The sequence below is a fragment of the Dyadobacter alkalitolerans DSM 23607 genome, from assembly GCF_000428845.1.
Lineage (GTDB): Bacteria > Bacteroidota > Bacteroidia > Cytophagales > Spirosomataceae > Dyadobacter > Dyadobacter alkalitolerans.
The window spans coordinates 110314-134596 of record NZ_AUAS01000003.1; the positions used below are offsets into that span (position 1 = coordinate 110314).

Consider the following 24283-nt stretch of genomic DNA (forward strand, 5'->3'; position numbering starts at 1 on the left):
TTTTGCCTGGCCACCGTTCAAAATTTAAGAAGCTGCAAATCAGTATTTAAGCTCTTTGATTTTTGCTATGACCCTATTTGCGATGATTTGGTAACCCTTATCATTCAAATGGATTTCGTCCGTGCTGACGTCAGCCCGTAGACCTCTCGGGAAATTAAGATTTTCAAGGTCCGACAAGTCATCCTGTGAAGGGCTGTAACTGATTTCGGCCAGTTCCGCATCGGTTGGCGGTGTCATTGGAACAAATGATTTTCCATATTTCGCTGCCAGCTTCTCATTAATGGAGGCGACCTGCTCAAAGTTTTCTGTTCCCTTCCGATCCGATTGCGCCAGCAGAACGCCGAGGACAATGTAACGTGCGGGCGCTGTGATATAAGCAATGGAACTGTCGAGGGCGGCAAGGATTTCCTCTTCCGCATTCGGTTTCCCAATGTTATTCCGACCATACCATAAGATCTGCGTGGCCGTTTTAAGCCTCGAAGCATCGTCCAGCAAAAATTCCGAGTTTTCGGGAACATCAATTACGCTTACAGCCGTAGGTGTGATTGTATAATTTTCGCCCAGTTCTGCGTTGGCCGTGCGCCTGATGGTGCACCTGACGCCGCCTACGGAGCCGGTTCTGCTGTATTCGTCGTTATTGGTGGGTGTTGATAAAAATTGATTGCTGAGTTTTGTGATCCGCACAGGCTTGATGCCATTCAGCTTATTGCCTTCGATGGATATTGTAAGCGGCGTTCCACCTTGTCGCACGGCAATGCGCGATGCAACCTGCCCTACAATGCCGTCGCTGAGGACCGGTCTGCCTGCCAGTGCAGCCGCAACAATGTTTCCGTAAGGAGCGGTGCCACCTGCTCCAATGGTGAGACTATCACCAAAAAATGCAAGCGTTTTATCCCGGTCGGGCTGTTTTTCTTCTTCCTCTTTGTCGCTTTTAGGGAAAATATCTTCGATAATCCCGCTACACGATGATAGCAATGTTGTTGTAAAAATGGCCGCCCCAGATTGTAGGAAAAAACGCCTGCGGCTTAGTGAACTGTCTGGATTCTTAATGTGCGAGTCAGTATTCTGATCTTCATTCATTTTTTTGGAAGATATATGGGGTTATGCTTACATCTTTCCAACAATAATCATTCCAACCGCAGACTCATTATTTTGCCGTTGAATCACTAAAATTTGTTGCATTTTTCCACGCTATGTTCCTTTGTGAAAAATCACATAGCCATGGAACAACTATTCTTACAACTTGCAGGTTTAATTGAAGCAGGATTAGTTATAATGATGCTTTTCATTGGATTCAAGATCATCCAATCCCTGGAAGTAACATCACTCAAAAAGTAGAACAATTCTCATATGGCAATTTAAGCCATATGAGATGCATTACCAAACCCGAAATCTCAAAAACAGCTGCCCGTTCACTTTTCGAATGGGGTATTTCGGGGAGGCAGAAAGATTGCTCAGGGGTGCTAAAATATTAATTCCTGTTTGGAAACGCCCCACCTTATACGAGAGGCCTGCTTTGAAATAGAAAATATCTTTATTCAAATAGCGCCCGGTCTGTTCCGAACCTTTTAATGTAACCAGTTTCGGACTTAACAGTTCCCCTCTTCCATTCACAACCTGCTCCTGCACCAGCGCTCCTAAAACGCGGCTATAAGCAATACCCGCCCCGATCGTAAAGTGATTTACCAACTCATACTGATATTGCAAAGCCAGGTTAATGCTGGCCGTTTTAACCAGACTTAGCCTGAGCGAAACAAGCGAGGAATCGGGCCCGGAAATGTAATCCGGAAATTGATCCAGTTTTCCATGATTGCCGAAATAGGGCTGGTAGGCCGAGGCGCTCAATGTCAGTGAATGATGGTCGCGAAAAGTTTTACCTATATAAATGCCTGGGATCAGCAATAATGCTGGTTTTTTGGTGCTGTCGATACCCGTGAAAAGGAAATTAGTTTGCTTCAACGGCGAAATCAAATTCCATTCAAGTCCTGCTTCGAAGGACTTTTTGCGAGGCTCTTTCGGAATGTTCATTGTAATGACTTTGCTGGCTTGCGCGCCTCCTTTTACTTTGGCTGAAAAACCGGGGTCATAGGAAGAAGGTTTAAAGGGCAAAGATTTGATTTGAAATAACGCAGCAATTTCCCAACGTCTATCGCCTTCCGTCGTGGCGTTAATGTTACCGGAATTTTCCCCCGGATACTTGGCTATTGTTTCCCTCCTCTCTGTTTTATAAGCTCTTTGATCAACTTTTTTTGTTTTTACAATTGTTCCCGTTGTTTCAACTTTTCCACGTTCATTGCTTTCTCGAGTCTTAGCACCTGTTTCAGTATCTACATCTCTTACGGTTTTAACACCTGTTTGAGTTTCAACGCCTGTTTCCGTTTCAACAGCTCTTTCCGTTTCAACACCTGTTTGAGTTGCAACGCCTGTTTCCGTTTGAATGCCTTCCAGACTTATGTTAGCTTTGCCAACTTTTTCTATTCCCCTATTGTGCTGACCCGCAGAAATGTCCTTGCTGGCTAGCTTTTCATTTTTAATAGAAACCTCTTTTTTATCATTTTTCAAAAACAAAACCACTCCAACGCTTACAATCCCAACCAGGATCAGCACTGAAAGCAGCTTGAATGTGCTTCCCTCGAAAATTTGCTGCAATTTTCCAGCAGCTGGAGTTGCATTAAGCATATCGTTCATCTTTCCCCACGCGTCGTCGGCCGGAATTTCCGGATCCGGCAACTTCCCGGAGAAAAATTTGTCGATATTTTTGTTTTTGTTTTTCACATCAAAAGATCTTTTCAAAAATTATTTTCAGCTTTTTGCGGCCTTCGCTCAAATGCCATTTCACCGTGCCATCCGAGATATCCAGCGACTCCCCGATCTCCTTAATGCTAAAACCATCCAGATAAAACAATCCGCAAACGCGCCGGGTTGCCACAGGTAACGCGGATAAATAGACGATCACATCCGACGCGCTCAGCTTGTCAAATGGATTCTCTGCGGATTCGAAACCCATCTTATCGTCAAGCTCGTCGTAATCAAACTGCTGCGTTTTCTGATCCCTGAGCTGGGTAAGGGCCGCATTTCTCACCGTTGTGTAAAGCCAATTGAAAAAAGCCCCTTTTTGATCGTCGAACTGATCTATATTTTTAAAAACCTTTAACATCCCATTATTAACGGCTGTCAGGATCTCATGTTTGTCGTCAAAAAACTTACGGCATAACGCAAAAAGCACAGGATAAAACTGGCGATACAGCTTCTCCTGGGCTTGACGCTCCTGACGCCTGCAACCCGCTAATATTTCATCTAAATGATCCAATCCGGCATGTTAGCAACCGCCAGGCTTAACATCCCGGCGGTTAAAAAATTCGTAATCGCTTTTCCTGAATTAAATTGATTTTTTAGTAAAAATAACCCCGCTTTCATACGGCCAGCTGATGGCATAACCAGCCCCGGACTTTTTAAGCGAACCATTATAATGCTTTCCGTTGGCACTTATATGAAGTTGATACGTAGAATCCGGGCTAATGTTGTTTCGATTGAAGTAGATAGTCGCTTTGGACGGAGCCGTTCCGGTTTCACAAGGCCCTAATGCCGAGACTTCTTCCAGCCTGACGTCGATTTTGCCAAAGACGTTCACTGCCCCGTATCGAATGTAATTCTCCTTACATGAATAATGTTTTTTGGTCACAACTTCCAGCCGGAGGTAAGCCAGCGAATCCGTCAGGATTGCCGGAGTAATCAAAAATTCATCCCCTGCTTTGAAGGGCTGCCGTCTCACCGAGTCAACATGAGGCAGGCTGTCGATCCCACCTACCAGCGTATCGGGATTATATATGCTATCGAGGGGCAGGGAATCTCCCGGATAGGGGCTGAGCGAATCAGCGGCTTCCCTTAGTGAATTAGGTCCCGGATCAGTGATTTTGCTACGCTCGCAGGCGGCAAGCTGGATCAGCCCAAGGAAAATGACGAAAATAATCAGCTTCTCTACTTTCATGACTTTATAGTTTAAATGATAAGTGACAAGTGGTTTAGGGCCTGTCAATAAAATAAACTACAAGGGTTGGCCCCAAGGTTGGGTACTGATTAAAAAATCGAACATTGCACCGCGGCGGGCTTATCGAATGTTAAAACCTGATACTCAACCCACCATTAAGCAACCCTTTGAAGCCATAACCCAACTCCACAAAACCCCCGACATCTTTTCCGACCCGCACGCCAATGGGTGAATAATGCAGCGTGGGTGCCATATAGGATGTGTCGGAAATGCCGTCATACTCATTGGTCCAGGAACCAAAAAAACCTGCGCCCATGGAAGAATACAAATTGACCCTCGGCGTTTTTAAGTAAAAGAAATTGGTTTCGGCAGCAATTGCTAATGTCCTGGGACGAGGACCGTTATCTATCCATTTAAAAAAGCGGGTTTCATGCGCAGCTGCATTATAGGCACCGCTCGCACCCAGTGAAAACCTTTCAGAAAGATGATATTTGTAACTTAATGAAAATGCAAAATCATTCACCTCCTTGTCAGGCAGCCGGCCAGATAAGGCTAAAAAGAATACGGTAAAAATTTCGGCGGCGACATCTTCCGTTGGCATGATGCCGAAACTTATAGCGAGCTCACTTTTTCCTTTATCCTGCGCAATACACGGAATAATGGTGCAGCTCAAAAATGCGATTTGTAAAACTAGCGTTCTCATGGTCAGGTTTGATTAAGGATGAAAAGGGCAATGGGATCATTGTTATGTCCTGATCAAAGTAACTTGAATGATATTAATTTATATCTTGTCCTGCGACATAGATATACGTTGTTCTACGACAAGATTTTGATGAAAGCCAAAGAAGAAATAAAGCCCCTGGACCGCATACTCGAGGCCTCGCAATTCATGGTGTCCCAGGAAGTAAAGGAGCGTTTCACTAAAAACCTGAAACGTTTCATGATCCCCAAAGGGCGGATCTTGGTCGATCTCGGGCAGGTAAGCCCTAATCTTTATTTGATCGAAAAAGGAGTGATGCGCACTTATTATTTGCGCGGTTCGGAGGACATTACTTCACTGCTGGTTGCGGACGGAGACATTGTCTGTATTGCTGAAAGTTTTCTGTTGCAACAATTATCAAATGAAGTGCTGGAAACGCTCGAAGATACGATCGTATATGCCATAGGGTACGATGCTTACCGGAAGCTCGTTGAAGAGGATGCGTACATGGCCGGACTGGCTGTCAAGCTGCTCGAACAGCATCTGATTAATTTCACAGACCGTGTTAAAGTTTTTAAATATCTATCTGTTGAACAGCGCATTGAACATTATGTAAATCAGCCTTCATCATTATTCCGTCGCATTCCCGATCATTATATTGCCACTTATCTCGGCACAACTCCGGCAACATTCAGCCGCTGTCTTAAGAGCATTCAATTTGACAAAAATCGCTGATCTATTTTGTAATTACCAGTGACATTTAAAGCAGAAATACATTAAAAAAGCCGTAATAAATCGCAGGATTCATTACGGCTTTTTTTCAGTAATAACTTGAAAAACTGCAAGGCTATTAGCCTTCCTGCGCAACAGCTTTTGGCTTACGACCACGCGGCTTTCCGGTGTAAGCTGGCTTTGGTTCAGAACTTGCCAATGCTAATTCGTAACCTACAACGCCATTTTCGTAATGGAATGGTGTTGCCGTAAATGTGTATTTTGTAGTGTCAAAAGCGACGCCGCCTTGTTTCAAAATAATAGCCAGCGGAATCACATATCCTCGGCCACTTTTTACCAATTCAAATGTATCTGTATCATCAGAAGAAGGAATCAGATAAACCGTATTGATCTTTCTTTTCCCCTGATCCGTTCCGATTTTGAACCGTGTTGCATCCGCTTCAATTCCTAATTCTTCAAGAGCAGCAACGGGAAGAACAATTTTACCTGTCGCGGAAATGTAGCCGGCAGGTTTAGCCTTTGATTTGATTACCTCACTTTTTGGAAGGTTTTCCTGAGGTGAAAAAAACTTAATTGATTTAGCTTTCATAAAATATGAATTAAAAATTAGCGGTTATGTCCGGTGAAATTAATCATTATAATTTCTATAAAAAATTCAGGCTAAATAAACATCCCGAATTCACCAGAATCAACATTAACGCCAAGTAATTAATCCGAGGTATAAATAACCGGAAATATCAATTAAGTAAACTAAAATTACATTATGGATTTACTTTCTTCTTTTGAATTTGGGAGGCTGAACATAAAGTTCAATGGTGCCTGCAAATCCCGAAGTCTGCACGGGGACTGCGCCTTCAATTAAACGGTTGGAGACATTCTGACGATAACCCACAAATAACTCAACACCAGCATAATTGCCGATCTTACGGTTATACGACATGCCCAAATCAATGTCCACCCGACGGCAAACGCCGAGCGCATCGCTGCTGATTTGGCGAAGGTAATAGGTCCGGCTCACCGCCTCCGATTTCAGGTAAATGATATCGGAAGGCGAAAGGTTTTTCCTGAAAGCGATCTTCTTGGGAAGCATCATTTCCAGTCCGGAATTTTCAGAAAAATTGTAGTTAAAAATCAGAACAGGAAGCACCGTAACCCTGAAACTCTTGTTCATCATTACACCAAAACCCACTTCTTTATTAGCGCTTTTCCTGCGCAGGAAAGAAGCAGATAATGTATAGTTAATAGGAATCTCCGACCAGAACAACCGCCCGAAATCTCCGCTTTTATTAATATGCGAAGTAAATATAAGCCACGAGCTGCTATCCATTTTGACCACCGAATTAAGGTCCAGCCCAAATGTCCGCAAATTCCAGCCTTCCATATGGCTTACCGGATTTTCACCCGTGCTTTTAAATTCAAGCTGTTCTGCGCGATAATTGGGACCGAGCAGCACAGCCATTTTTTTATTATGAACAAGCGGGACCCATGCACGCATGAAATATTCTTCCTGCGTAAATCTTTTGGTATCCGTCCCATTGAAACGATACGTTTTGCCCGGCGCGTGCGTATTACGGAACGTCAGCCACTTCGATGGCGCCATTCCTTCCAGTCCGGGTTTAAGCGATTGGCACATAGCGTGCGCGCTCAGCAATGTAAGTATAATAAAAAATGGCCGGGGACCGCGAAACTGCATAAATTACTAGTTATGAGCTGGTAACGAAAATGGATTTCCATTTAGTTCCGATTGCAAAATCGTGGTTAATTCCCCTATCTGATATCCTCGTATTTCCCCTGATTTAAATCGCCGGTTTCAAACCCTTTTTTAAACCAATACATTCTTTGTTTTGAACTTCCATGTGTAAACGCATCAGGGACAACGTAGCCTTGCGATTCCTTTTGGAGCTTATCATCTCCGATAGCGTTGGCTGCGGTTAATGCTGCTTCCAGGTCACCCGGTTCGAGGATATTTTCCATTTGCTGCGCATGGTTGGCCCAAACGCCTGCAAAGAAATCTGCCTGAAGTTCGAGCTTTACAGATAGTTTGTTGTATTCTTCCTGACTGATCCGCCCACGCTGCTCCTGCAACTGCCCGGAAATCCCCATCAAATTCTGCACGTGATGTCCTACTTCGTGTGCCACAACATACGCCACGGCGAAATCGCCCGGTGCTTTGAACCTGTCGCGCAATTCATTACAAAAATCGAGATCAATGTATACCTTCTGATCGGCCGGGCAGTAAAATGGCCCCATTGCAGAAGATGCGCCGCCGCAGGCGCTTTGCGTTGCGTCTTCGAACATTTGCAAGGTCGGCTGCTCGTATTGTGCGTCATTAGCCTTGTAAATCTCGCCCCAGACATCCTCTGTGCTGCCCAAAACAGCAGAAACAAAATCGGCCGTTTTATCATCGGGAAGCGGTCCTGGCGCGCGCGTCTGAGCAGACTGCTGGGTTTCTGTCCCTTGCAGATTCCCTAAAATTTCGCTGGGATCCTGACCGGTTAAGAGTCCAATTGCCAGCACGATGATCATTCCGATCCCGCCAATTGCTACTTTACCGCCTCCGGACATTCCCCGGCGGTCTTCCACATTTCCGCTTCTTCGTAAATCTTGCCAACGCATATTTTCTGATGTTTGAGATGCATGGAAATCAATAAAAACCATGCCAATATACGTCGGTGATAATTATTGCCTAAGTTTAGGATGTAAAAACAAATACGCGGAAAATGAACCAGGAAATCAATCATCCATTACCCAAGGCTTACGTCGCGATCGACAATGCCACAAAAGCATCCGGCTTTACCATGGCATCCGACATTCAGACCTGTTCTTTGCTTAAAACATTAGCCGCTTCAAAACCAGCTGGCAAATTCCTGGAACTAGGAACAGGCACCGGACTATCTACAGCCTGGATCCTCGACGGCATGGACGTCGACTCGACTTTGGTTTCGATTGATAATGAAGCCGGATTTCTGGCAATTGCCCAAGATCATTTGGGTACAGACCCCAGGCTTACTTTAACATTAACAGACGGCGAAGACTGGGTTAAAAATAACCTCAACCAAAAATACGACTACATTTTCGCCGACACCTGGCACGGCAAATACCTGATGCTAGATGAAGTGCTGGCCATGCTAAACAAAGGCGGCTATTACATCATCGACGATATGCTCCCCCAACCCAACTGGCCCGAAGGCCACGATCTAAAAGCCATTAAGCTAATCGAAGATCTTGAAAAAAGAACAGACCTGGTTTTGACGAAACAGGTTTGGGCAACGGGCATTGTGATTGCGGTAAAAATTTAAATAAAGATCCCGGTTCCAAAAAGTTTCGGAGCCGGGATCAACATTGTAAACGCTGCTTTTATTTTTTAATCATGTGAAAGGATTTATTCCCAAGCTTGATCAGATAGCCGCCCGGAATCAAGCGACTCACATCAACGCTTTTGATGCCCTTCTCATTCTTCTGAGATAGAATCTGTTTTCCTGAAACATCGAAGATTACAATTTCTGTATTAGGCACTTCTGAATCAATGTTCAATGTGTTCGACACCGGATTAGGAAATAAACTTGTCTCTTTTCCTTCCAATGTAACTGCTTTGATCGAGCTGTACGCAAAGGTTTTGTCCCGGTCCACCATTTTCAAACGATAGTAGTTTAAACCAATCTGAGGCTTGAAATCCACGAAGCTATATGTATTCGGTTTCTTGCTGTCACCAGCGGAATAGACCATTCCTATTTGCTCCCATTTTTTACCATCTTCGCTACGTTGCAGCTCAAAGTAATCGCTATTCACCTCAGTTGCCGTCTCCCACGTTAAATCAACCTGCTTTTCAACAACTTTCGCATCAAACCGGATTAACTCAACAGGCAAAACGCTCGGGTCTGCAAGAATGGAAGAACTCCCATATCGCCATGGCCCATACACCTGACCGGTAATGGCCAGCACCGGACTGAATTTGACACGTGCTCTTACTTTATTCAAAAAGGCTGTTTTGGTCACCAGACTTTTAAGCTCTGTTGCTGTTGCTTGCAAATCCGTTAAATTCCCCTGACCAGTGAACTGTGTGCTGTTCGTGATCGGGCTGGCATGTGAAAAACTCTCTCCCTGCCCGATAATTTCCCAGACCAACTTCCCTTTATTTCGTCCAAGAAATGATTTCGCATACACCCCTATTCCAAAATCGTCTATCCCGAGATTGTCCTTATTGAGATTAGTGGTCAGGTCGCTGTTGTATAGGTTAAGGCTCCCCCGAATTGCACGATCATTATTTACACTTAAGCCGTCACCATTGCCGTGATAGATAAATGCGCGGCCCGTTGTTCCCGAAAACTTGTTCGCACCTGCAATGACATCTTCGAAACCATCACCATTTACATCGCCAGCAGATGAGACAGCATGGCCCATTTGAGCATTAGTCTGATTGCCTTTAATCATCGCTACTGCATCTGCAACAATCCCATTTTCAGATCCATGGTACACGAGTACAACGCCTTCATTACCCTGACTAAATGTATATGAACTTGCTCCAACAACAATATCCGAATAACCGTCCCCATTTACATCTGCTGAACAAACAGAAGTTCCCATTAAGGCATCAGTTTCATTGCTCTCAATTATAGTTGGTGTGAGTACTTCAACTCCGCTTTGTGATCCATAGAAGATCCCGACAGCACCTTCATCAATTTCAACATTGCTGTAATTTCTAGCTCCGACAATCACATCATCAAAACCATCTCCATTTATATCACCCGCACTGGAAACAGACCATCCAGTCAATGCTTTGGATTTGTTCAAATCTAATATATCACCCGTTGTTCCAAGACCATATAAACCACCATAGTAGACAAATGCCGCTCCCTCATTTTGAGTATTCGGATTGTTGTTAAATTTATGAGACCCAATAACAACGTCGTCGTAACCATCTCCATTAATGTCGCCAGCTGAGGCCAAAGCGCTGCCAAACGCGCCACTTGACTGGTAACCTTTTAACAGTGGCCCGTCTCCGCTTTTTATTCCTGATTGCGAGCCATAGGAAATGATTACAGCACCCCTATCCACAATTACACCATCAGAATATGATGGGACACCAACAATAACATCATCATAACCATCTGCATTCAGATCTCCGGCCCCACTTACTGCCATACCTGCATGCGCGTTGGCTTTGGCAAGAAAAACATAAGGCGTGGGTGCAGCAGCAATTCCCTGAATAGATCCATAGTAGATAAAGCCAGCACCGGAGTCGGTGTGACCTTGCAAATCGTACTTTGGCGCCCCTATAACCACATCATCATAACCATCGCCATTCACGTCACCAGCACTACCCACGGAATAGCCAAAATTTGCCAGCGCTTGCCCTCTTGATATTAATAGACTTGCACTCAAATTTACACCATTGTCATCTGATAAATACACAAAAGCAACACCTTCATTATTTGCACCATTGTCGTAAAATGGAGCCCCAATAACGATGTCGTCGTAACCATCTCCATTCACATCGCCCGCGCCTGAAACTGAATATCCCAACTCTGCACCAGCTTGGTTCGTCATCACTTGCACACTAAAATTCATTTCTACACTCGCAGCTGAGCCATGAAACACCAAAGCAACTCCATCATCGGAAGCAGTTTTATCATAATATGGCGCGCCCACAATGATGTCGCTGAAACCATCTCCATTTACGTCGCCTGCGCTGGCTACCGAGGTTCCCAACTCCGATGCGGCCTGTCCACTTGTAATAAATGATTTTGTTTGTAAATTTCCATCGATGGAACCAAAATAAACGTGTGCTCCACCTTCCTGCAAACTGGCACCATTGTCTCTATACGGCTCACCGACAATTACATCGCTGAATCCATCGCCATTTACATCCCCGGCACAAGCAACGGACTTGCCGAATGCTGCACCCGCCCAGACTCCTTTAATGATCGCTTTTGCTTGATTCTGGATGCCCAGGCCTTCGTCAGAAGCCAGATATATGCTTATCGCTCCTTCACCATTTTGCCCATCCGTGTAGTTCGGAGACCCTACAATTATATCGCTGTAACCATCACCATTCAAATCACCTGCGCTACTGACGGCGTATCCGAATTGTGAGCCATCTTGCGTACCCAAAAGTGTCATCGACGGGGTCGTCTGAACCCCGGACGGTGCACCTGAATAAATAAAAACAGCGCCGTTGTCTGTTGCAAACAGGTTATCATACATATACGCTCCAATGGCAATATCACTAAACCCGTCACCATTCACGTCACCTGCGCTGGCGACCGACGATCCATAATACGAAATGCCCTGATTGGATTCGAGAGTGGTTGCCGGGGTTGTTGAAATCCCTGCTTGTGATCCCATATATATGAACACTCCACCCTCATCATCCTGACCATTACTATACCCTGGCGCTCCTACGAGCACGTCACTAAAACCATCCCCATTGATGTCCCCGGCACTAGCAACCGATTTACCGAATTCAGCAGTTGGCAGATTTGATTCAATCTTGACGCCTGTAAGGTTTAAGCCCGCTGCCGAACCGTAGAAAATATATGCAGCCCCCTCATCTGTCTCGCCATTTGCATAAGCATAAGAACCAGCAATTACGTCGCTAAATCCATCTCCGTTCACATCCCCTGCGCCTGAAAGCGATCGTGCGAAGTAAGCATCGCCAACTTTATTATCACCCGTACATAAGATACCATTCGGATTAAGCCCTGTTGAGGAACCAAAATAAATAAAGAACGCACCCTGGTCATTCTTACCAGAGTCAAAAAGCGGTGCACCAACTATTACATCACTATATCCGTCGCCATTTACATCCCCTGCACTGGCAACGGATTCCCCCACCTGTGCCCCTTGCTGCTTTCCAGCCAATTGCACATTCGCATTACCCGGATTGCCATAGCTAACGATCGGGTCAATGGTTATTGGGAATGCTGCGGATGAGGTGTTTACGGCTATTTGTACAAACCCTTCTTTGTAGGATAGTTTCGCGGGCAGGTTCTTTCCGTTGGCGTCCCAGCATTTTAGTCCGTCATACGTGAGCTTATCGACCGCGTCCACTTTTCCAGAATAAAACGCCAGTTTATTGTTATGCAAATCCTTCACTGTCAACCCTTCCGCCATCATTCTTACTTCCAGTTGCTTTGTGCCTGCGGGAGCATTTTGAATGATGAAGTTCTGCCTTATACCAGCTTCGCTATTGATGTATTCTTCGGTCAAGCTGCCTTGTTTTAACTGGATCTTATTTTCGGAAATAATGGTTGCGGTGTCGCTTTTCGAGACGGGCAGCTTTTTATTATCTGCGTAAACGCCCTCGGTTTTCAGTGTCAAATGGAAGTTAAGACCAGCTGAATCGACACGGTTTTTAACAGTAAATGTTCCCGGTTTAAAATATGCCCGCAAGTTTTGCTTCCTGTTAGGACTTTGCGGAATGCCCGTTGCAGGGTCTTTGGTAACATTATATTCCCTGGCTGCAATGCTGCTGTAAATGGTCGCCAGCGTGCTTTCAGGAACAGTTCCGGTTTCAGGAAGTTTCCTATTTTGTAAATCAACATTACTGAAATGCTTTTTCAGCAATGTTGATTTTTCAATCAGATCTTCCTTTGTAAATGTATATTGCAGTGTAGCGCCGCAAGCAATCAGTAACAGCATCAAGGTGCCGCCCAAGTAATTTTTCTTCATTCCGCCTGACATTAAAAGTGTTAGCAAATCTGTTCTCCACCCTGGCCCGACGACCTGAGTTTGTCACAATTTTAGGATTCGCTTCGCGCTTTTAACATTACATTGAATAACCGGCGGAGGCTGGTTTTTTAGTGGTAAAACAATATTGCATTTATCGCAAAACCAACACCTTCTGCTGCAAGACCTTATCCCTCCCTATAAGCCTCACTATGTAAATGCCGGTGCTTGTAGCTTGAATGGGAATGCTGAACGGGCCGATTTTGCCGGTGATTTCCTGAGACATGAAGATCTTTCCATTGGTGCTGACCAGCTCCATTTTATCGAAGGAATCGCTCAGGATCATGTCGATTGTGGCGTTGCTTATAAGCGAGGGCCTTACGAAACTGGCTGGCAAATCGTCTTCCGTGTTTACGACAATGATTTTGGAATATTTAAAACTATCATCCTTATCGACCATTTTTAGCCGGTAATACAGATTTCCATTGAAATTGACATTGTGAGAGAATGCATATTGAGAGCCGGAAATAGCATTTTCTCCGCTTACTGTTCCCACTTTTTCAAAATGCGCTGCATTATAGCTTTGCTCTATCTCAAAATCTCTGAAATTTGTTTCGCTGGATGTTGACCAGGATAATTTTACGCCTTCATTGCCACGCATTCCTGTGAAATCGACTAATGTAACAGGCAACGCTGTTCCTGAGAAAATCCGGTAAACCGCGCTGCCGGTTACTGCATAAATTTCGCCGCGCTGATCTTCGCCGATATCTGTGATGTTGATTACCGTTGAAGTCTGGTATGTTTTGGTGTTTTCGTTCGCGGAAATTTTGTGGATATCGCCGGAAAAATAATCGGTTCCGATGTACCAGCCATACATCTGCGGGTAAAGTGATCCTCTGTAAACCACACCCCCGATAACAGATTGCCCTCTTTCACCATTGACATAGACATACGCAGGTGCTACATAAGGACCGCCGGTATCACAACCAGTCCTGTCGACCCCGGGCGTTGCAATGTCGCCCTCAAAACAACGCCACCCGAAATTTGCATTTGCAAGCTGAACCGGCGTTCTATGATTAATTTCTTCCCTGGCTCCTTGTCCCACATCGCCTATCCACGCATCACCGGTGAGCCTGTCGAAGCTCCATCGATATGGATTTCGTAAACCCAATGCATAAACCGCATTGCCATAGGGATTACTGGTTGGGACCGCGTATTTTACAGGATGAGTATCGGGCACATTTACATCCATTCGTAGAATTTTACCCAGCAAAACGTTTGGATTTTTAGCATTCTGATTCGGATCGTTGCCGCCGCCGCCATCGCCGACTGATAAATACAGAAACCCGTCCTGACCAAAATGCATTTCTCCTCCATTGTGGTTTGCGTTGGTTGGATGCGGGATTTTCAGGACTTCCAGCCTGGTGTTGGGGTTAACCGCATTATTGCTGGCCGGGCTGGCAGCCGTGTACCGGGCCACCACCAGATCACCCTGAGTGTCGGAATAATAAGTATAAAAGTATCCGTTGGTTTCAAAGTTTGGATGAAAAGCAATGCTTAGCAAACCATCCTCACCGCCCGTACGCACAACCTGACCATTCTGGTTCATATTTAAAAAGACAGCAGGCGTCGCACCGGCAACGGGTGCTAGTACTTTAATGGTGCCGGCGCGTTCGGCGATGAAAATGCGGTTGGAGTTGTCATCAGCGTGCACCAGCTGCATTGCAGCGGTAAGCCCGGTGATAACAGGCGTTTCCGTATCAATGCCGATCTCCGGAGTTTGTGCGAATGTGCTATTCATGCTCAGGAGTATCCCCGGAGCCACAAGACATAGTTTCAGAAAGGATTTCAAGTTGAAGTTCTTCATATAATCCGCAGGATTTAAGTAATATTTCTACAAAATTGATCGCAATTTTACTACAACATTCATGCCTGTCTTTGCCTGAAAATCCCTGAAAACAAAAAGCCGCCTGACATTTAAATCAGGCGGCCTTCATATTTAAATGCTTGGTAAATGCTAATTATAATAGAATTCACCGAATTCGCTTTTAATTGTCAGTTTTTTGGTATCCGAAGCTTCAACCCTGCCTACGATCTGCGCATCAATCCCGAATGATTTTGAGATTTCAATAACCCGTTCTGCGTGTTCCCGGGACAGGTAAATTTCAAGCCTATGGCCCATATTGAACACTTTATACATTTCCTGCCAGTCGGTTCCGCTTTCTTTCTGGATCATATGAAACAACGGCGGGACCGGAAGCAGGTCATCCTTGATAATGTGAAGGTTATCAACAAAATGTAGAATTTTTGTCTGAGCGCCGCCACTGCAGTGCACCATGCCATGGATCTTCGTACGCATTTCGTCTAGCAATGCTTTGGCGACCGGCGCGTAAGTCCTTGTAGGTGAGAGCACAAGTTGCCCTACATTCAATGGCGTACCTGCAACAGGATCGGTCAATTTTTTGGTTCCGCTGTAAATCAGGTCTGCATTTACTTCCGGGTCAAAGCTTTCCGGATATTTTTCCGCGAGATATTTACCTAAAACATCATGGCGTGCAGAAGTAAGTCCGTTACTGCCCATTCCACCATTATAAACTTCCTCATAAGTTGCTTGTCCGCAGGATGCCAGCCCAACAATTACATCACCAGCGACAATGTTGGCATTGTCAACTACTTCCGAACGCTTCATTCGCGCAATAACCGTGCTGTTAACCGTAACAGTTCTTACCAGATCACCTACGTCAGCGGTTTCTCCGCCGGTGCTGTAAATCTCAACGCCATAGCTGCGCAGCATTTCCAGAACTTCCTCAGCACCATTGATCACCTCAGCGATCACCTCGCCAGGGATGCGGTTTTTATTGCGGTCAATGGTGGAAGAATACAGCATTGGGCCCGTTGCGCCTACGCACAAAAGATCGTCCGTATTCATCACAATCGCATCCTGCGCAATACCTTTCCAAACCGAAATATCTCCCGTTTCCTTCCAATAGAGGTAAGCCAGCGAAGTTTTCGTACCGGCGCCATCGGCATGCATAATGGTGCAATATTCGGGATCGCCCGCCAATGTGTCCGGTACAATTTTGCAAAAAGCTTTTGGAAAAAGCCCCTTATCTATCTTTTCAATGGCCTTATGTACATCTTCTTTGGAAGCCGAGACACCGCGTTGCAGATAACGGTCGGTATTTTTCATTTGAGCGTAATTTATTTATTTCGCACAAAAATAGGAAAAAAGCCCCTCCCGAATCATTTTCCGTTCTATTTCCAAACGATTTCAAATAATTCAAACGATTTCCATTCAATTCCAAACAATTTCGAAAAATTCAAACGATTTCGAAAAATTCAAACGATTTCGAAAATTCAAACGATTTCGAAAATTCAAACGCTTTCCGTTCACTTAAGTGAACGGCTAACGGCTATTGGGGCGGTTGGGGGATTTGGGATTGGTTGGTTCCCATCCGTATTTCTTCATAAATCGGTCATTTTCTTGCTTGAATGATTTGGTTCGATGATGCGATTCTTGTTTTCTGATGTAATTTCTTACAATTTCAACATGCCTTTCGCTTACGCTAACCGCCCAATAATCGTCCTGCCATGTGAATTTTCTGGTGGTCAATTTGTTTTTATTGATCCAAAAAGACGATTCTCCTTTAATCAATTGCGCCACTTTGCTGATGGTTTGCTCCCTTTCAAGCGCAACTAAGCAATGAGCATGATCCGTCCATCCATTCACGGAATCAAGGAAAATCCCCTTCTCTCTGGCATTTTCGTACATATGCTCGAAAACTTTCCATCTGATGGAATCATTTAAAAACGGGTGTCTATACTTGGTTGCAAAAACCATATGAACCCAAACTCTCGTCCAACTCATATAAATATTGGTTAATATAAATACCCATTAGACGGAACATTAACATTTCGGTCACACCAAAAAATTTACCCGTCATTTTTAAAATGACGGTTTCTCCTCAATTGATCTTAAATTTGCCCTTTAATCCGATCTTTTCTCATTTCAAATACATCCTTACATTTTGAAACTCTGGCAAAAAGAAAATACGGTTACTTCTGAAAAAATAGAAAAATTCACCGTTGGTCGGGACAGGGAAATGGACCTGCACCTGGCCGAATATGATGTATTAGGCAATCTGGCGCATGCTAAAATGCTTGAAACCATCGGGCTTTTGACTTCCGATGACCTTGTAGCATTGGAGCAGGAACTCAAATTAATCCATTCCCAGATTCAGCAAGGCGAATTTTTGATTGAAGAAGGCGTGGAAGATGTGCATTCACAAGTGGAACTGCAATTAACCCGCAAGCTGGGCGACACAGGCAAAAAAATCCATAGCGGACGCTCGCGCAATGATCAGGTGCTGGTGGATATGAAGTTGTATACGCGTGCCCGTTTGTTTGAAGTGGTGCAGGCTACGGAAAAGCTTTTTGATGTGCTGGTAAGCCGCTCGGAGGAGCATAAAAATGACCTTTTGCCAGGCTATACGCATTTGCAGATCGCCATGCCGTCGTCGTTTGGCTTATGGTTTGGCGCTTATGCGGAAGGGTTGATAGATGATGTTATTCAATTAAATGCTGCCTATCGCCTGGCTAACCGCAATCCGCTGGGATCGGGGGCGGGATATGGCTCTTCATTTCCTTTGAACCGAACATTAACGACCGAACTTCTCGGCTTCGAGGGCATGCACCATAATGTGGTGTATGCGCAAATGAGCCGGGGGCGTACGGAACAGGCCGCATTAACGGCGATCGCTTCACTGGCCGCGACAGTTTCCAGGTTAGCGATGGATGTATGCCTTTATAACAGCCAGAATTTCAGCTTTATCATGTTGCCCGACGACCTTACAACCGGAAGCAGCATTATGCCGCACAAAAAAAATCCGGACGTGGCGGAATTGCTTCGTGCGAAAACAAACCGGATGAAAGCATTGCCGATGGAGGTGACGATGGTTTTGAGCAATCTGCCGTCGGGTTACCATCGGGATATGCAGTTGTTGAAAGAGATTTTAATGCCTGCTTTTGATGAAATCCTGGATTGCCTGGACATTGCCGCATTCATGCTGGAAAATATGAAAGTGAAGCAAAATCTGTTGGATGACGCTAAGTATGACTTGCTTTTCAGCGTGGAACGTGTGAATGAGCTCGTGATCAATGGTGTGCCTTTCCGGGATGCTTACCGACAGGTTGGGGCGGAGATCGGTGACGGAAGTTACATTCCGCCCCGCGAGCTGAAGCACACGCATGAAGGAAGTATCGGCAACCTGCAAACGACTGAAATCCAGCAGCGCATGAAGCAGGAGATCGCGGCTTTTGGTTACAATAAGGTGACCGCAGCATTGGAAAAGCTATTGCAGAACGGTTAACAAAATGAAGGAATGTGGCGAAAGATAAATGTGTTGATCCTGGTTTGCCTGCTGGTTTGTTTTGATAAAACCGAAGGAAGGCCCATTCGTGAAAAATTACCCGCAAGACCATTAAAAGTGATCCTCTTTCTGGATCCCGAATGTCCGGTTACCAATGCGTATATGAGGGAAATAAAGCAAATTTATGCTGATTATAGTGCAAAAGGCGTGAGCTTTGAAGCCTACTTTCCGATGGAAACCGTTACAGAAAGGGACATTCAGGGATTTTTAAAAAAATACAATGCAACATTCTCTGGCTTTCCGGATCCTGGCATGCGGAAGGCAATGCGTTACAAAGCAACCGTGATGCCGGAAGTGGTTTTGCTCAATGCAAATGGCCTTGTTGTCTATCAGGGCGCGATTGATAACTGGTTTTATGCATTGGGGAAAAGTCGTCCGAAAGCGACTGAGTTTTACCTCAGAAATGCACTGGAAGCAACATTGAATGACAATCCGATCATGCAAAGTAAGACGCAGGCCATTGGTTGCCTGATTAATATGAAGCTGGATTGATGACGGACGGGATGTTGTTCCATCCCTCCGGGATTTGCATTTCACAACCCTTTTTATTTGCTACCAATGTTGCGTCGCGCTGCGACTTTGTTAAGTATTAATTGAAATGAGCATTTACAAAAAAAGGAAGGCCAGGCGGCCTTCCTTTTTCAATTATAACTAAATCTAAAAATATAAAATCAAGGCTTATCCCACCAAACACGTCCAGCTGCGCTGGTCAGGTCACCGAAGCCTGGCATGGCTGCCATTGCATCGTAAGCTGCCTTTTTGTTTGCGTAGTTAGGGTCAGACTGTGAAGGCAATGTAATTGGCGCACGGCGTGGCACTACCAAAGGAACATTCAGATAAGTCAGTTTTGGCAAAGGCACAACGGATTTCTCGTTAGGGAAACCTGTGCGTTTGTAAAGCGCCCATCCCTCCTGCGGCTGCTTCATGAAGTTCAGATAGCTCTGGCTAGCAATCTGGTCCATTGCTCTTGCTGTTTCGAACGCAACGCCTGGCTGTGCAAGATATGCAGTGATTTCTGCTGGTGTTGTTGGCGTGTAATCAGTCAATTTTGCATTAACACCAACTTGATTATACCATTCCAAAGAGCTTTTTACACCTGCCTCGTACCATGTTTTTGCCGCTGCTGCGCCTGTTGTTTTCAATGCAATTTCAGCACGCATAAAGCAATACTCCGCATAAGTGATCACAGGAAGATAAGATTGTCCTGTTCCTGCATTTCCGGCTGCGTCCGCTTTTCCGGTGCTGAACAAGCGAGGCTGGATCAATGACAACGTATCTACATTTTCCTTGTTGGAATTGATCACCTTCGGCGTGTAATAACGCTGAACGACCGCAGTTTGCCTTGCTTCATCCGGGCTTGTGAAGCTTCCCACGTAACGTCTTCCTTCTTTAGTACCGGCAGGAAGTTTTTTCTCAGCAATCAATAGGTTAATGTTGGCCTGAGAATATTCGTTTGGCGTGAAGAACGCGTCAATACGCGGATCGCGCTTTTCCCACATAAAATCCACCATCGGCTTAGGCGCTCTCAGCTCGTCTGTATTCCAGTTCCCGCCGCCGGCGTCACCTGTGAATGTTGCATTTCCGATGAATATCCATGCATCTTCATTGCCAGCCATCATATCTGATGCAGGCTGTGCCAACACTTCTGTAATGATCGCGTTTCCAGCTGCTGCATCCGCTTTTTGAACACGCATAGCCATTCTCAAACGCAATGCATTCGCTGCTTTGATCCATTTTTGCGGGTCGCCTTTGTAATACTGATCGTAAGCTCCCAAAGAATATTGAGGAACAGCAGGGGAAACTTTCAATGCAGCAACTGCAGCTTTGATCTCACCGTCCAGACGAGCGAACAATTCCGGTTGCGTGTCATATTTAGGTTGAAGTGTTCCGCCGTAACGTCCCTGGAATGCTTCCGAATACGGAATGCTTCCGTAGATGTCCGATACATAAAACGCATAGTATGCTCTCAGGATGCGTGCGATCTGGATCATCTGATCGTAGCGTGGCTGCTCCTCAGGTTCCAGCTTACCTACAAGTTGTTCCAGATCGTACAATCTGTCCCCAACACCATTGTAAAGCCTTCCGTAACGGTTGGCGAAGTTGTCGAAGTTCAGTGTGAACGATCCCTGGTTTCCGTTCAGCAGTGTGTTGTACTGCATCCAGGGCATAATACGACGGTATAGGTCATAGAATGCTTCAAAATCCTGTCCGTGAATACCAGTGGTTGCATTCAGAAACTGGTTCTGAGGCGGAATCTCAGTAAGTGCATCCGGGTTTTTGTTAATGTCCACAAATGCTTCCTTTTCGCAGGAGGAAAGAAATCCAACGGCGGCTAACAAGAATATTTTACTACTTCTAAATTTCATAACAAATTTTATTTTGAATGGGCTGTAATAACTCAGGATCACAATCCTACACTCACCGAAACGCCTAGGTTACGTGAGAAAGGAAGACCACCATATTCCATAAATTCACCCGCTTTGTTGCTGTATAAACCTTCTGGGTTGATACCGTCTTTCGCTGTGCGATACAGATAGCCCAGGTTACGGCCAACCAGACTTACGCGCAATGACTGAATCTTAGCTTTTCCTAACAATGAAGCAGGAACGTTGTATCCAACCGAAACTTCACGAAGCGAAACCCATGAGTTTTCGAACGTAGAATATTCACGGATACCCGATGACCATTGCGTAAGGTTCATGTAGTAAGCGTAAGCAGGAATTGGCTTCACATAACCAGCCGCAACTGCATCAGCATATGCCATTCCTCCCAAATCTTTCGGAGCGCCGTCTACCACAACCTGGAATCCGTTGGCCAGAACGCCTTCCGGAATGATACCATCATTTCTCACATTTCCTTCCGCATCTGTAAACGTTACGCCGCCCAGTTCAGTATTACGACCTGGAAGTGTGAACGCAAACGATCCCAAAGAAGAACCATACTGGTGCGTTGCAGATGACATCAAACCACCGATCTTCGCGTCGGCCTGAACCGTTGCTGTGAAGTTTTTGTAACGGATCGAGTTCACATTGCTCGCAAGGAATTTCTCCATTACGCTTCCCAGTTCCTTGTCTGCTTTTGACCCGTATGAACCATTGCGCACATAACCGATTCCACCTTCTCCGGAAATGGCTCCGATCACTTTCTGACCATTTGCAGGATTATTCGCATCATTCGATTCGTATATCGCGAAACCGTAAGGAGTTATGATCGTTCCGTAGTCTTTTCCAACTCTTGCAACCGACTTAATGTCAGCACCAAAACCAAGGTTCAACTCGTAAGTGTCTGTTCCCTGAACCAATTCCAAAACCTTGTTACGGTTACGGGAGAAGTTAATGCTTGTATTCCATTCGAAATCAGCCTTTTTGATGGGCGTAGCCGTAAGCAAAATCTCAACCCCTTTGTTCTGAATTCTACCAGCATTAACGATACGGCTGCTTACACCAGACTCAGTTGTGGTGTTCAAGCTAAGAATTTCGTTCTTCGTAATTTTGTTATAGTAAGTTGCATCGATTCCCAAACGGTTGTTGAAGAAACGAATGTCAGCACCGAATTCAACTTCTCTTGCCAAACGGTTTTTCAAGCCATAGTTAGGAAGTGTGTTGGGATCTCTGAAACCTGCCAGGTTGATCTGGCTTCCATCTGCTTGTAAATAAGCAGGTTTTGGCTCATAAACACCTGTCTGGTTCGTAGACCACGCTTCTGTGTCACCACCCGTGTAACCCAAGCTGGCTCTTACTTTACCAAATGACAGCCATGTAGGAAGATTTTTCAGCGATTCTGTTGCGATCCAGGAAAGTCCTACAGAAGGATAAGAATAAATGTAGTCACCGCTTCCGTTCGCATAGGTCAATGTTGAAGACCAGTCTGTACGATAGCTGGCGCTCAATGTTAACGCGTCTTTGAATGTCAGGTCACCATACGCATAAAGGGCGTCGATTCTCTTCGAAGGCGTAAGCGCAATGCTTTCTGTTTTAAGAAGATTAATGCTGTTTGACAAAGAATAAACATCAGGAACGCGAAGACCGCCATCTGTTCTCATGTCAAACTTACGTCCACCGATCAGACGGTTTGTTTCTCCACCCACCGAAAGGCTGAAATTGAAGTTGTCACCAATCTGGCGTGTTGCCGTAACCAATCCTTGAAAACGGGTCTGGGTTTTGTTCTCAGAATACTCACGGTATTCACCGCCCGAGAAGTTTACATTATCTCCCCTGTTCTGGTTGTTACCTGTGTACAATTCGTTCTGAACGTTACCACGAACCAGGAAGCTTAACCAGTCTGTAATGTTACCAGTCAGATCGACATTTCCTCTGAATACCTTTTCATTACGGAATTGTCTGTATTCAAATGTCTGGAACATGAATTCAGTGATGTTGTAAGGGTCAGCAGAAGAACCTCTGCGGCGGCCGCCGGCGATAGGATCCAGATAATTTTTCGACCAGTAATCAATGTCCATGTTACGCGGACGGTTGTATACAAAACGGAAAACCGGGTTGTAGTTACCTCCCTGACGGATCGGGTTGACCATGTCATTATCCGTATAATCCGCACTTACGTCCAGATTAAGCACTTTTCCGATTTTCTGTGTTCCGCGGATGTTGAAGTTGTTTCTCTTCAATTCCGTTCCCGCAGCCATGATTGACGTGTTTTTCAAAGTTGAGAACGATGCACGGAAAGAACTGCGTTCGTTACCACCTTCGATAGCCAGGTTATGGTTGATATATTTTCCAGTCTGGAAGAAGCTCAAAGGATCATTGGCTTTCCATTCCACCATACGGCCGTCCAGGTCACGCACTTGCTGTCCTTCGAATTTCGGACCGTAAGAGAATGGGAAGTTGGCACGGTCCACTTCGGGAACTCCGTCAGCGCCGGTTGCAAATGTTGGGCTTAAACCTGCACCATATTCATTTTGCAGGTCAAGGAAACGATATGCGTTTTCAAATGTAGAAGTATGGTTGTAAGTAACACCCAAACCTTTGTCCTGACGACCTTTTTTGGTTTGCACAACAACAACACCATTCAAAGCCTCAGAACCATAAAGCGAACTGGCAGCAGAACCTTTCAACACTGTCATAGACTCAATGTTGTCCGGGTTGATGTTTTTCATAATGTTACCAAAATCCTGATTAGCTCCCCAAGAGTCAGCTCCTGACGTTCCAGGGCGGATAAGCACACCGTCCACAACGAAAAGTGGCTGTGTATTAGGGCTTAAAGAAGCATTACCACGGATACGGATACGCGAAGAGGACATTGGACCACCTGTTCCCTGGTTGATCATCACCCCTGCCACTTTGCCCTGAAGGGCGTTTACCATGTTCGCATTAGCCGTCCTGGTAATGTCGTTTCCTTGCACAGATTGCACGGAGTAAGCAAGCTTTCTCGCTTCCGTAGACATACCGAAACCTGTAACCACAAATTCGTCCAGCGTTTTGTTGTCTTCTTCAAGGTTTATTGTCAGTTGGCTTGCATTGCCAACCGGAACTTCCTTGCTTACAAAGCCGATTGATGAAATTACAAGTACGGATGAACTTGAAGGCACACTGACTGTAAATTTTCCGTTCGCATCTGTTGCGCCTCCGGTATTCGTTCCTTTCACTAGGTAGGAAGCACCAGGCAACGGATTTTGATCCTTGTCCAGCACCGTTCCATTAACGGTTTTTCTGTCCTGGGCCATGCTCCATGTGCTCCCTATAAGCAGGAGAAGCAAGGTTACCAGACGGGTTAAAGTCGTAAACTTTTGTCTCATAGTAAACTTTAGTGGTT

General features: G+C 45.2%; 18 protein-coding genes. 4 read left to right on the plus strand and 14 right to left on the minus strand.

Annotated features, from left to right (window positions below; translation table 11 throughout):
• Positions 1-39 precede the first annotated feature (39 nt).
• The 5 genes from G395_RS0106280 to G395_RS0106310 form a co-directional block, all read right to left on the minus strand.
• The gene (locus tag G395_RS0106280) at positions 40-1080 is read right to left on the minus strand and encodes an SGNH/GDSL hydrolase family protein (RefSeq protein ID WP_229204041.1); all 1041 of its coding nucleotides are present in this window, start codon (positions 1078-1080) and stop codon (positions 40-42) included.
• 297 nt (positions 1081-1377) lie between these two features.
• Complete coding sequence (locus G395_RS0106290) at positions 1378-2793, minus strand: hypothetical protein (protein ID WP_026629273.1); 1416 nt, start codon at positions 2791-2793, stop codon at positions 1378-1380.
• On the minus strand, positions 2777-3310 hold the full coding sequence (locus tag G395_RS0106295) for an RNA polymerase sigma factor (protein ID WP_026629274.1): 534 nt from the start codon (positions 3308-3310) through the stop codon (positions 2777-2779). Before G395_RS0106295 ends, G395_RS0106290 begins: the two co-directional genes overlap by 17 nt.
• Before the next feature lie 69 nt (positions 3311-3379).
• Positions 3380-3988 carry a hypothetical protein gene (locus G395_RS0106305; RefSeq protein ID WP_026629275.1) on the minus strand — a complete coding sequence of 203 codons (609 nt, stop codon included), beginning with the start codon at positions 3986-3988 and terminating at the stop codon, positions 3380-3382.
• Positions 3989-4118: 130 nt separating this feature from the next.
• The gene (locus G395_RS0106310; RefSeq protein WP_026629276.1) at positions 4119-4691 is read right to left on the minus strand and encodes a hypothetical protein; all 573 of its coding nucleotides are present in this window, start codon (positions 4689-4691) and stop codon (positions 4119-4121) included.
• A gap of 129 nt (positions 4692-4820) precedes the next feature.
• On the opposite strand from G395_RS0106310, the gene G395_RS0106315 reads away from it, so the two are divergent.
• Positions 4821-5423 carry a Crp/Fnr family transcriptional regulator gene (locus G395_RS0106315; protein WP_026629277.1) on the plus strand — a complete coding sequence of 201 codons (603 nt, stop codon included), beginning with the start codon at positions 4821-4823 and terminating at the stop codon, positions 5421-5423.
• A gap of 115 nt (positions 5424-5538) precedes the next feature.
• Here the strand turns inward: G395_RS0106315 and G395_RS0106320 are convergent, their stop codons facing one another.
• From G395_RS0106320 to ypfJ, 3 genes are all read right to left on the minus strand, one after another.
• The gene (locus G395_RS0106320; RefSeq protein ID WP_026629278.1) at positions 5539-6009 is read right to left on the minus strand and encodes a hypothetical protein; all 471 of its coding nucleotides are present in this window, start codon (positions 6007-6009) and stop codon (positions 5539-5541) included.
• Positions 6010-6189: 180 nt separating this feature from the next.
• Positions 6190-7113 (minus strand): DUF6268 family outer membrane beta-barrel protein, encoded by a 924-nt coding sequence (locus G395_RS0106330; RefSeq protein WP_229204043.1) that lies wholly within the window; start codon positions 7111-7113, stop codon positions 6190-6192.
• Between the two features lie 74 nt (positions 7114-7187).
• Positions 7188-8036 carry a KPN_02809 family neutral zinc metallopeptidase gene (gene ypfJ, locus G395_RS0106335; RefSeq protein WP_026629280.1) on the minus strand — a complete coding sequence of 283 codons (849 nt, stop codon included), beginning with the start codon at positions 8034-8036 and terminating at the stop codon, positions 7188-7190.
• Between the two features lie 104 nt (positions 8037-8140).
• Here ypfJ and G395_RS0106340 point away from each other — a divergent pair, with 104 nt between their 5' ends.
• On the plus strand, positions 8141-8719 hold the full coding sequence (locus G395_RS0106340) for an O-methyltransferase (RefSeq protein WP_026629281.1): 579 nt from the start codon (positions 8141-8143) through the stop codon (positions 8717-8719).
• Positions 8720-8777: 58 nt separating this feature from the next.
• Here the strand turns inward: G395_RS0106340 and G395_RS28780 are convergent, their stop codons facing one another.
• From G395_RS28780 to tnpA, 4 genes are all read right to left on the minus strand, one after another.
• On the minus strand, positions 8778-13091 hold the full coding sequence (locus G395_RS28780; protein ID WP_169720014.1) for an FG-GAP-like repeat-containing protein: 4314 nt from the start codon (positions 13089-13091) through the stop codon (positions 8778-8780).
• Between the two features lie 151 nt (positions 13092-13242).
• On the minus strand, positions 13243-14955 hold the full coding sequence (locus tag G395_RS0106350) for a PQQ-dependent sugar dehydrogenase (RefSeq protein ID WP_026629282.1): 1713 nt from the start codon (positions 14953-14955) through the stop codon (positions 13243-13245).
• A 150-nt stretch (positions 14956-15105) separates the two neighbouring features.
• The gene (locus tag G395_RS0106355) at positions 15106-16278 is read right to left on the minus strand and encodes an AIR synthase related protein (RefSeq protein ID WP_026629283.1); all 1173 of its coding nucleotides are present in this window, start codon (positions 16276-16278) and stop codon (positions 15106-15108) included.
• A gap of 216 nt (positions 16279-16494) precedes the next feature.
• Entirely contained in the window at positions 16495-16956 is a 462-nt protein-coding gene (gene tnpA / locus G395_RS28785) for an IS200/IS605 family transposase (protein ID WP_051350042.1), read from the minus strand.
• A 160-nt stretch (positions 16957-17116) separates the two neighbouring features.
• Between tnpA and argH the strand changes: the two genes are divergently transcribed.
• Positions 17117-18457, plus strand: a complete 1341-nt coding sequence (argH, locus tag G395_RS0106365) for an argininosuccinate lyase (protein ID WP_026629284.1) — start codon at positions 17117-17119, stop codon at positions 18455-18457.
• Positions 18458-18469: 12 nt separating this feature from the next.
• Positions 18470-19009 (plus strand): thioredoxin domain-containing protein, encoded by a 540-nt coding sequence (locus G395_RS31005; protein WP_051350043.1) that lies wholly within the window; start codon positions 18470-18472, stop codon positions 19007-19009.
• A 179-nt stretch (positions 19010-19188) separates the two neighbouring features.
• Here the strand turns inward: G395_RS31005 and G395_RS0106375 are convergent, their stop codons facing one another.
• Positions 19189-20883, minus strand: coding sequence for a SusD/RagB family nutrient-binding outer membrane lipoprotein (locus G395_RS0106375; protein WP_026629286.1), 1695 nt, complete (start codon positions 20881-20883; stop codon positions 19189-19191).
• A 38-nt stretch (positions 20884-20921) separates the two neighbouring features.
• Positions 20922-24266, minus strand: a complete 3345-nt coding sequence (locus G395_RS0106380; RefSeq protein ID WP_229204046.1) for a SusC/RagA family TonB-linked outer membrane protein — start codon at positions 24264-24266, stop codon at positions 20922-20924.
• Between the last annotated feature and the right edge of the window lie 17 nt (positions 24267-24283).

What these genes read in the sequence shown, in the direction of transcription:
- G395_RS0106280 (WP_229204041.1), bottom strand. Translation starts at nt 1,080, where the DNA reads ATGAATGAAGATCAGAATACTGACTCGCACATTAAGAATCCAGACAGT.
- G395_RS0106305 (WP_026629275.1), bottom strand. Translation starts at nt 3,988, where the DNA reads ATGAAAGTAGAGAAGCTGATTATTTTCGTCATTTTCCTTGGGCTGATC.
- G395_RS0106310 (WP_026629276.1), bottom strand. Translation starts at nt 4,691, where the DNA reads ATGAGAACGCTAGTTTTACAAATCGCATTTTTGAGCTGCACCATTATT.
- G395_RS0106315 (WP_026629277.1), top strand. Translation starts at nt 4,821, where the DNA reads ATGAAAGCCAAAGAAGAAATAAAGCCCCTGGACCGCATACTCGAGGCC.
- G395_RS0106320 (WP_026629278.1), bottom strand. Translation starts at nt 6,009, where the DNA reads ATGAAAGCTAAATCAATTAAGTTTTTTTCACCTCAGGAAAACCTTCCA.
- G395_RS0106330 (WP_229204043.1), bottom strand. Translation starts at nt 7,113, where the DNA reads ATGCAGTTTCGCGGTCCCCGGCCATTTTTTATTATACTTACATTGCTG.
- ypfJ (WP_026629280.1), bottom strand. Translation starts at nt 8,036, where the DNA reads ATGCGTTGGCAAGATTTACGAAGAAGCGGAAATGTGGAAGACCGCCGG.
- G395_RS0106340 (WP_026629281.1), top strand. Translation starts at nt 8,141, where the DNA reads ATGAACCAGGAAATCAATCATCCATTACCCAAGGCTTACGTCGCGATC.
- G395_RS28780 (WP_169720014.1), bottom strand. Translation starts at nt 13,091, where the DNA reads ATGAAGAAAAATTACTTGGGCGGCACCTTGATGCTGTTACTGATTGCT.
- G395_RS0106350 (WP_026629282.1), bottom strand. Translation starts at nt 14,955, where the DNA reads ATGAAGAACTTCAACTTGAAATCCTTTCTGAAACTATGTCTTGTGGCT.
- G395_RS0106355 (WP_026629283.1), bottom strand. Translation starts at nt 16,278, where the DNA reads ATGAAAAATACCGACCGTTATCTGCAACGCGGTGTCTCGGCTTCCAAA.
- tnpA (WP_051350042.1), bottom strand. Translation starts at nt 16,956, where the DNA reads ATGAGTTGGACGAGAGTTTGGGTTCATATGGTTTTTGCAACCAAGTAT.
- G395_RS31005 (WP_051350043.1), top strand. Translation starts at nt 18,470, where the DNA reads ATGTGGCGAAAGATAAATGTGTTGATCCTGGTTTGCCTGCTGGTTTGT.
- G395_RS0106375 (WP_026629286.1), bottom strand. Translation starts at nt 20,883, where the DNA reads ATGAAATTTAGAAGTAGTAAAATATTCTTGTTAGCCGCCGTTGGATTT.
- G395_RS0106380 (WP_229204046.1), bottom strand. Translation starts at nt 24,266, where the DNA reads ATGAGACAAAAGTTTACGACTTTAACCCGTCTGGTAACCTTGCTTCTC.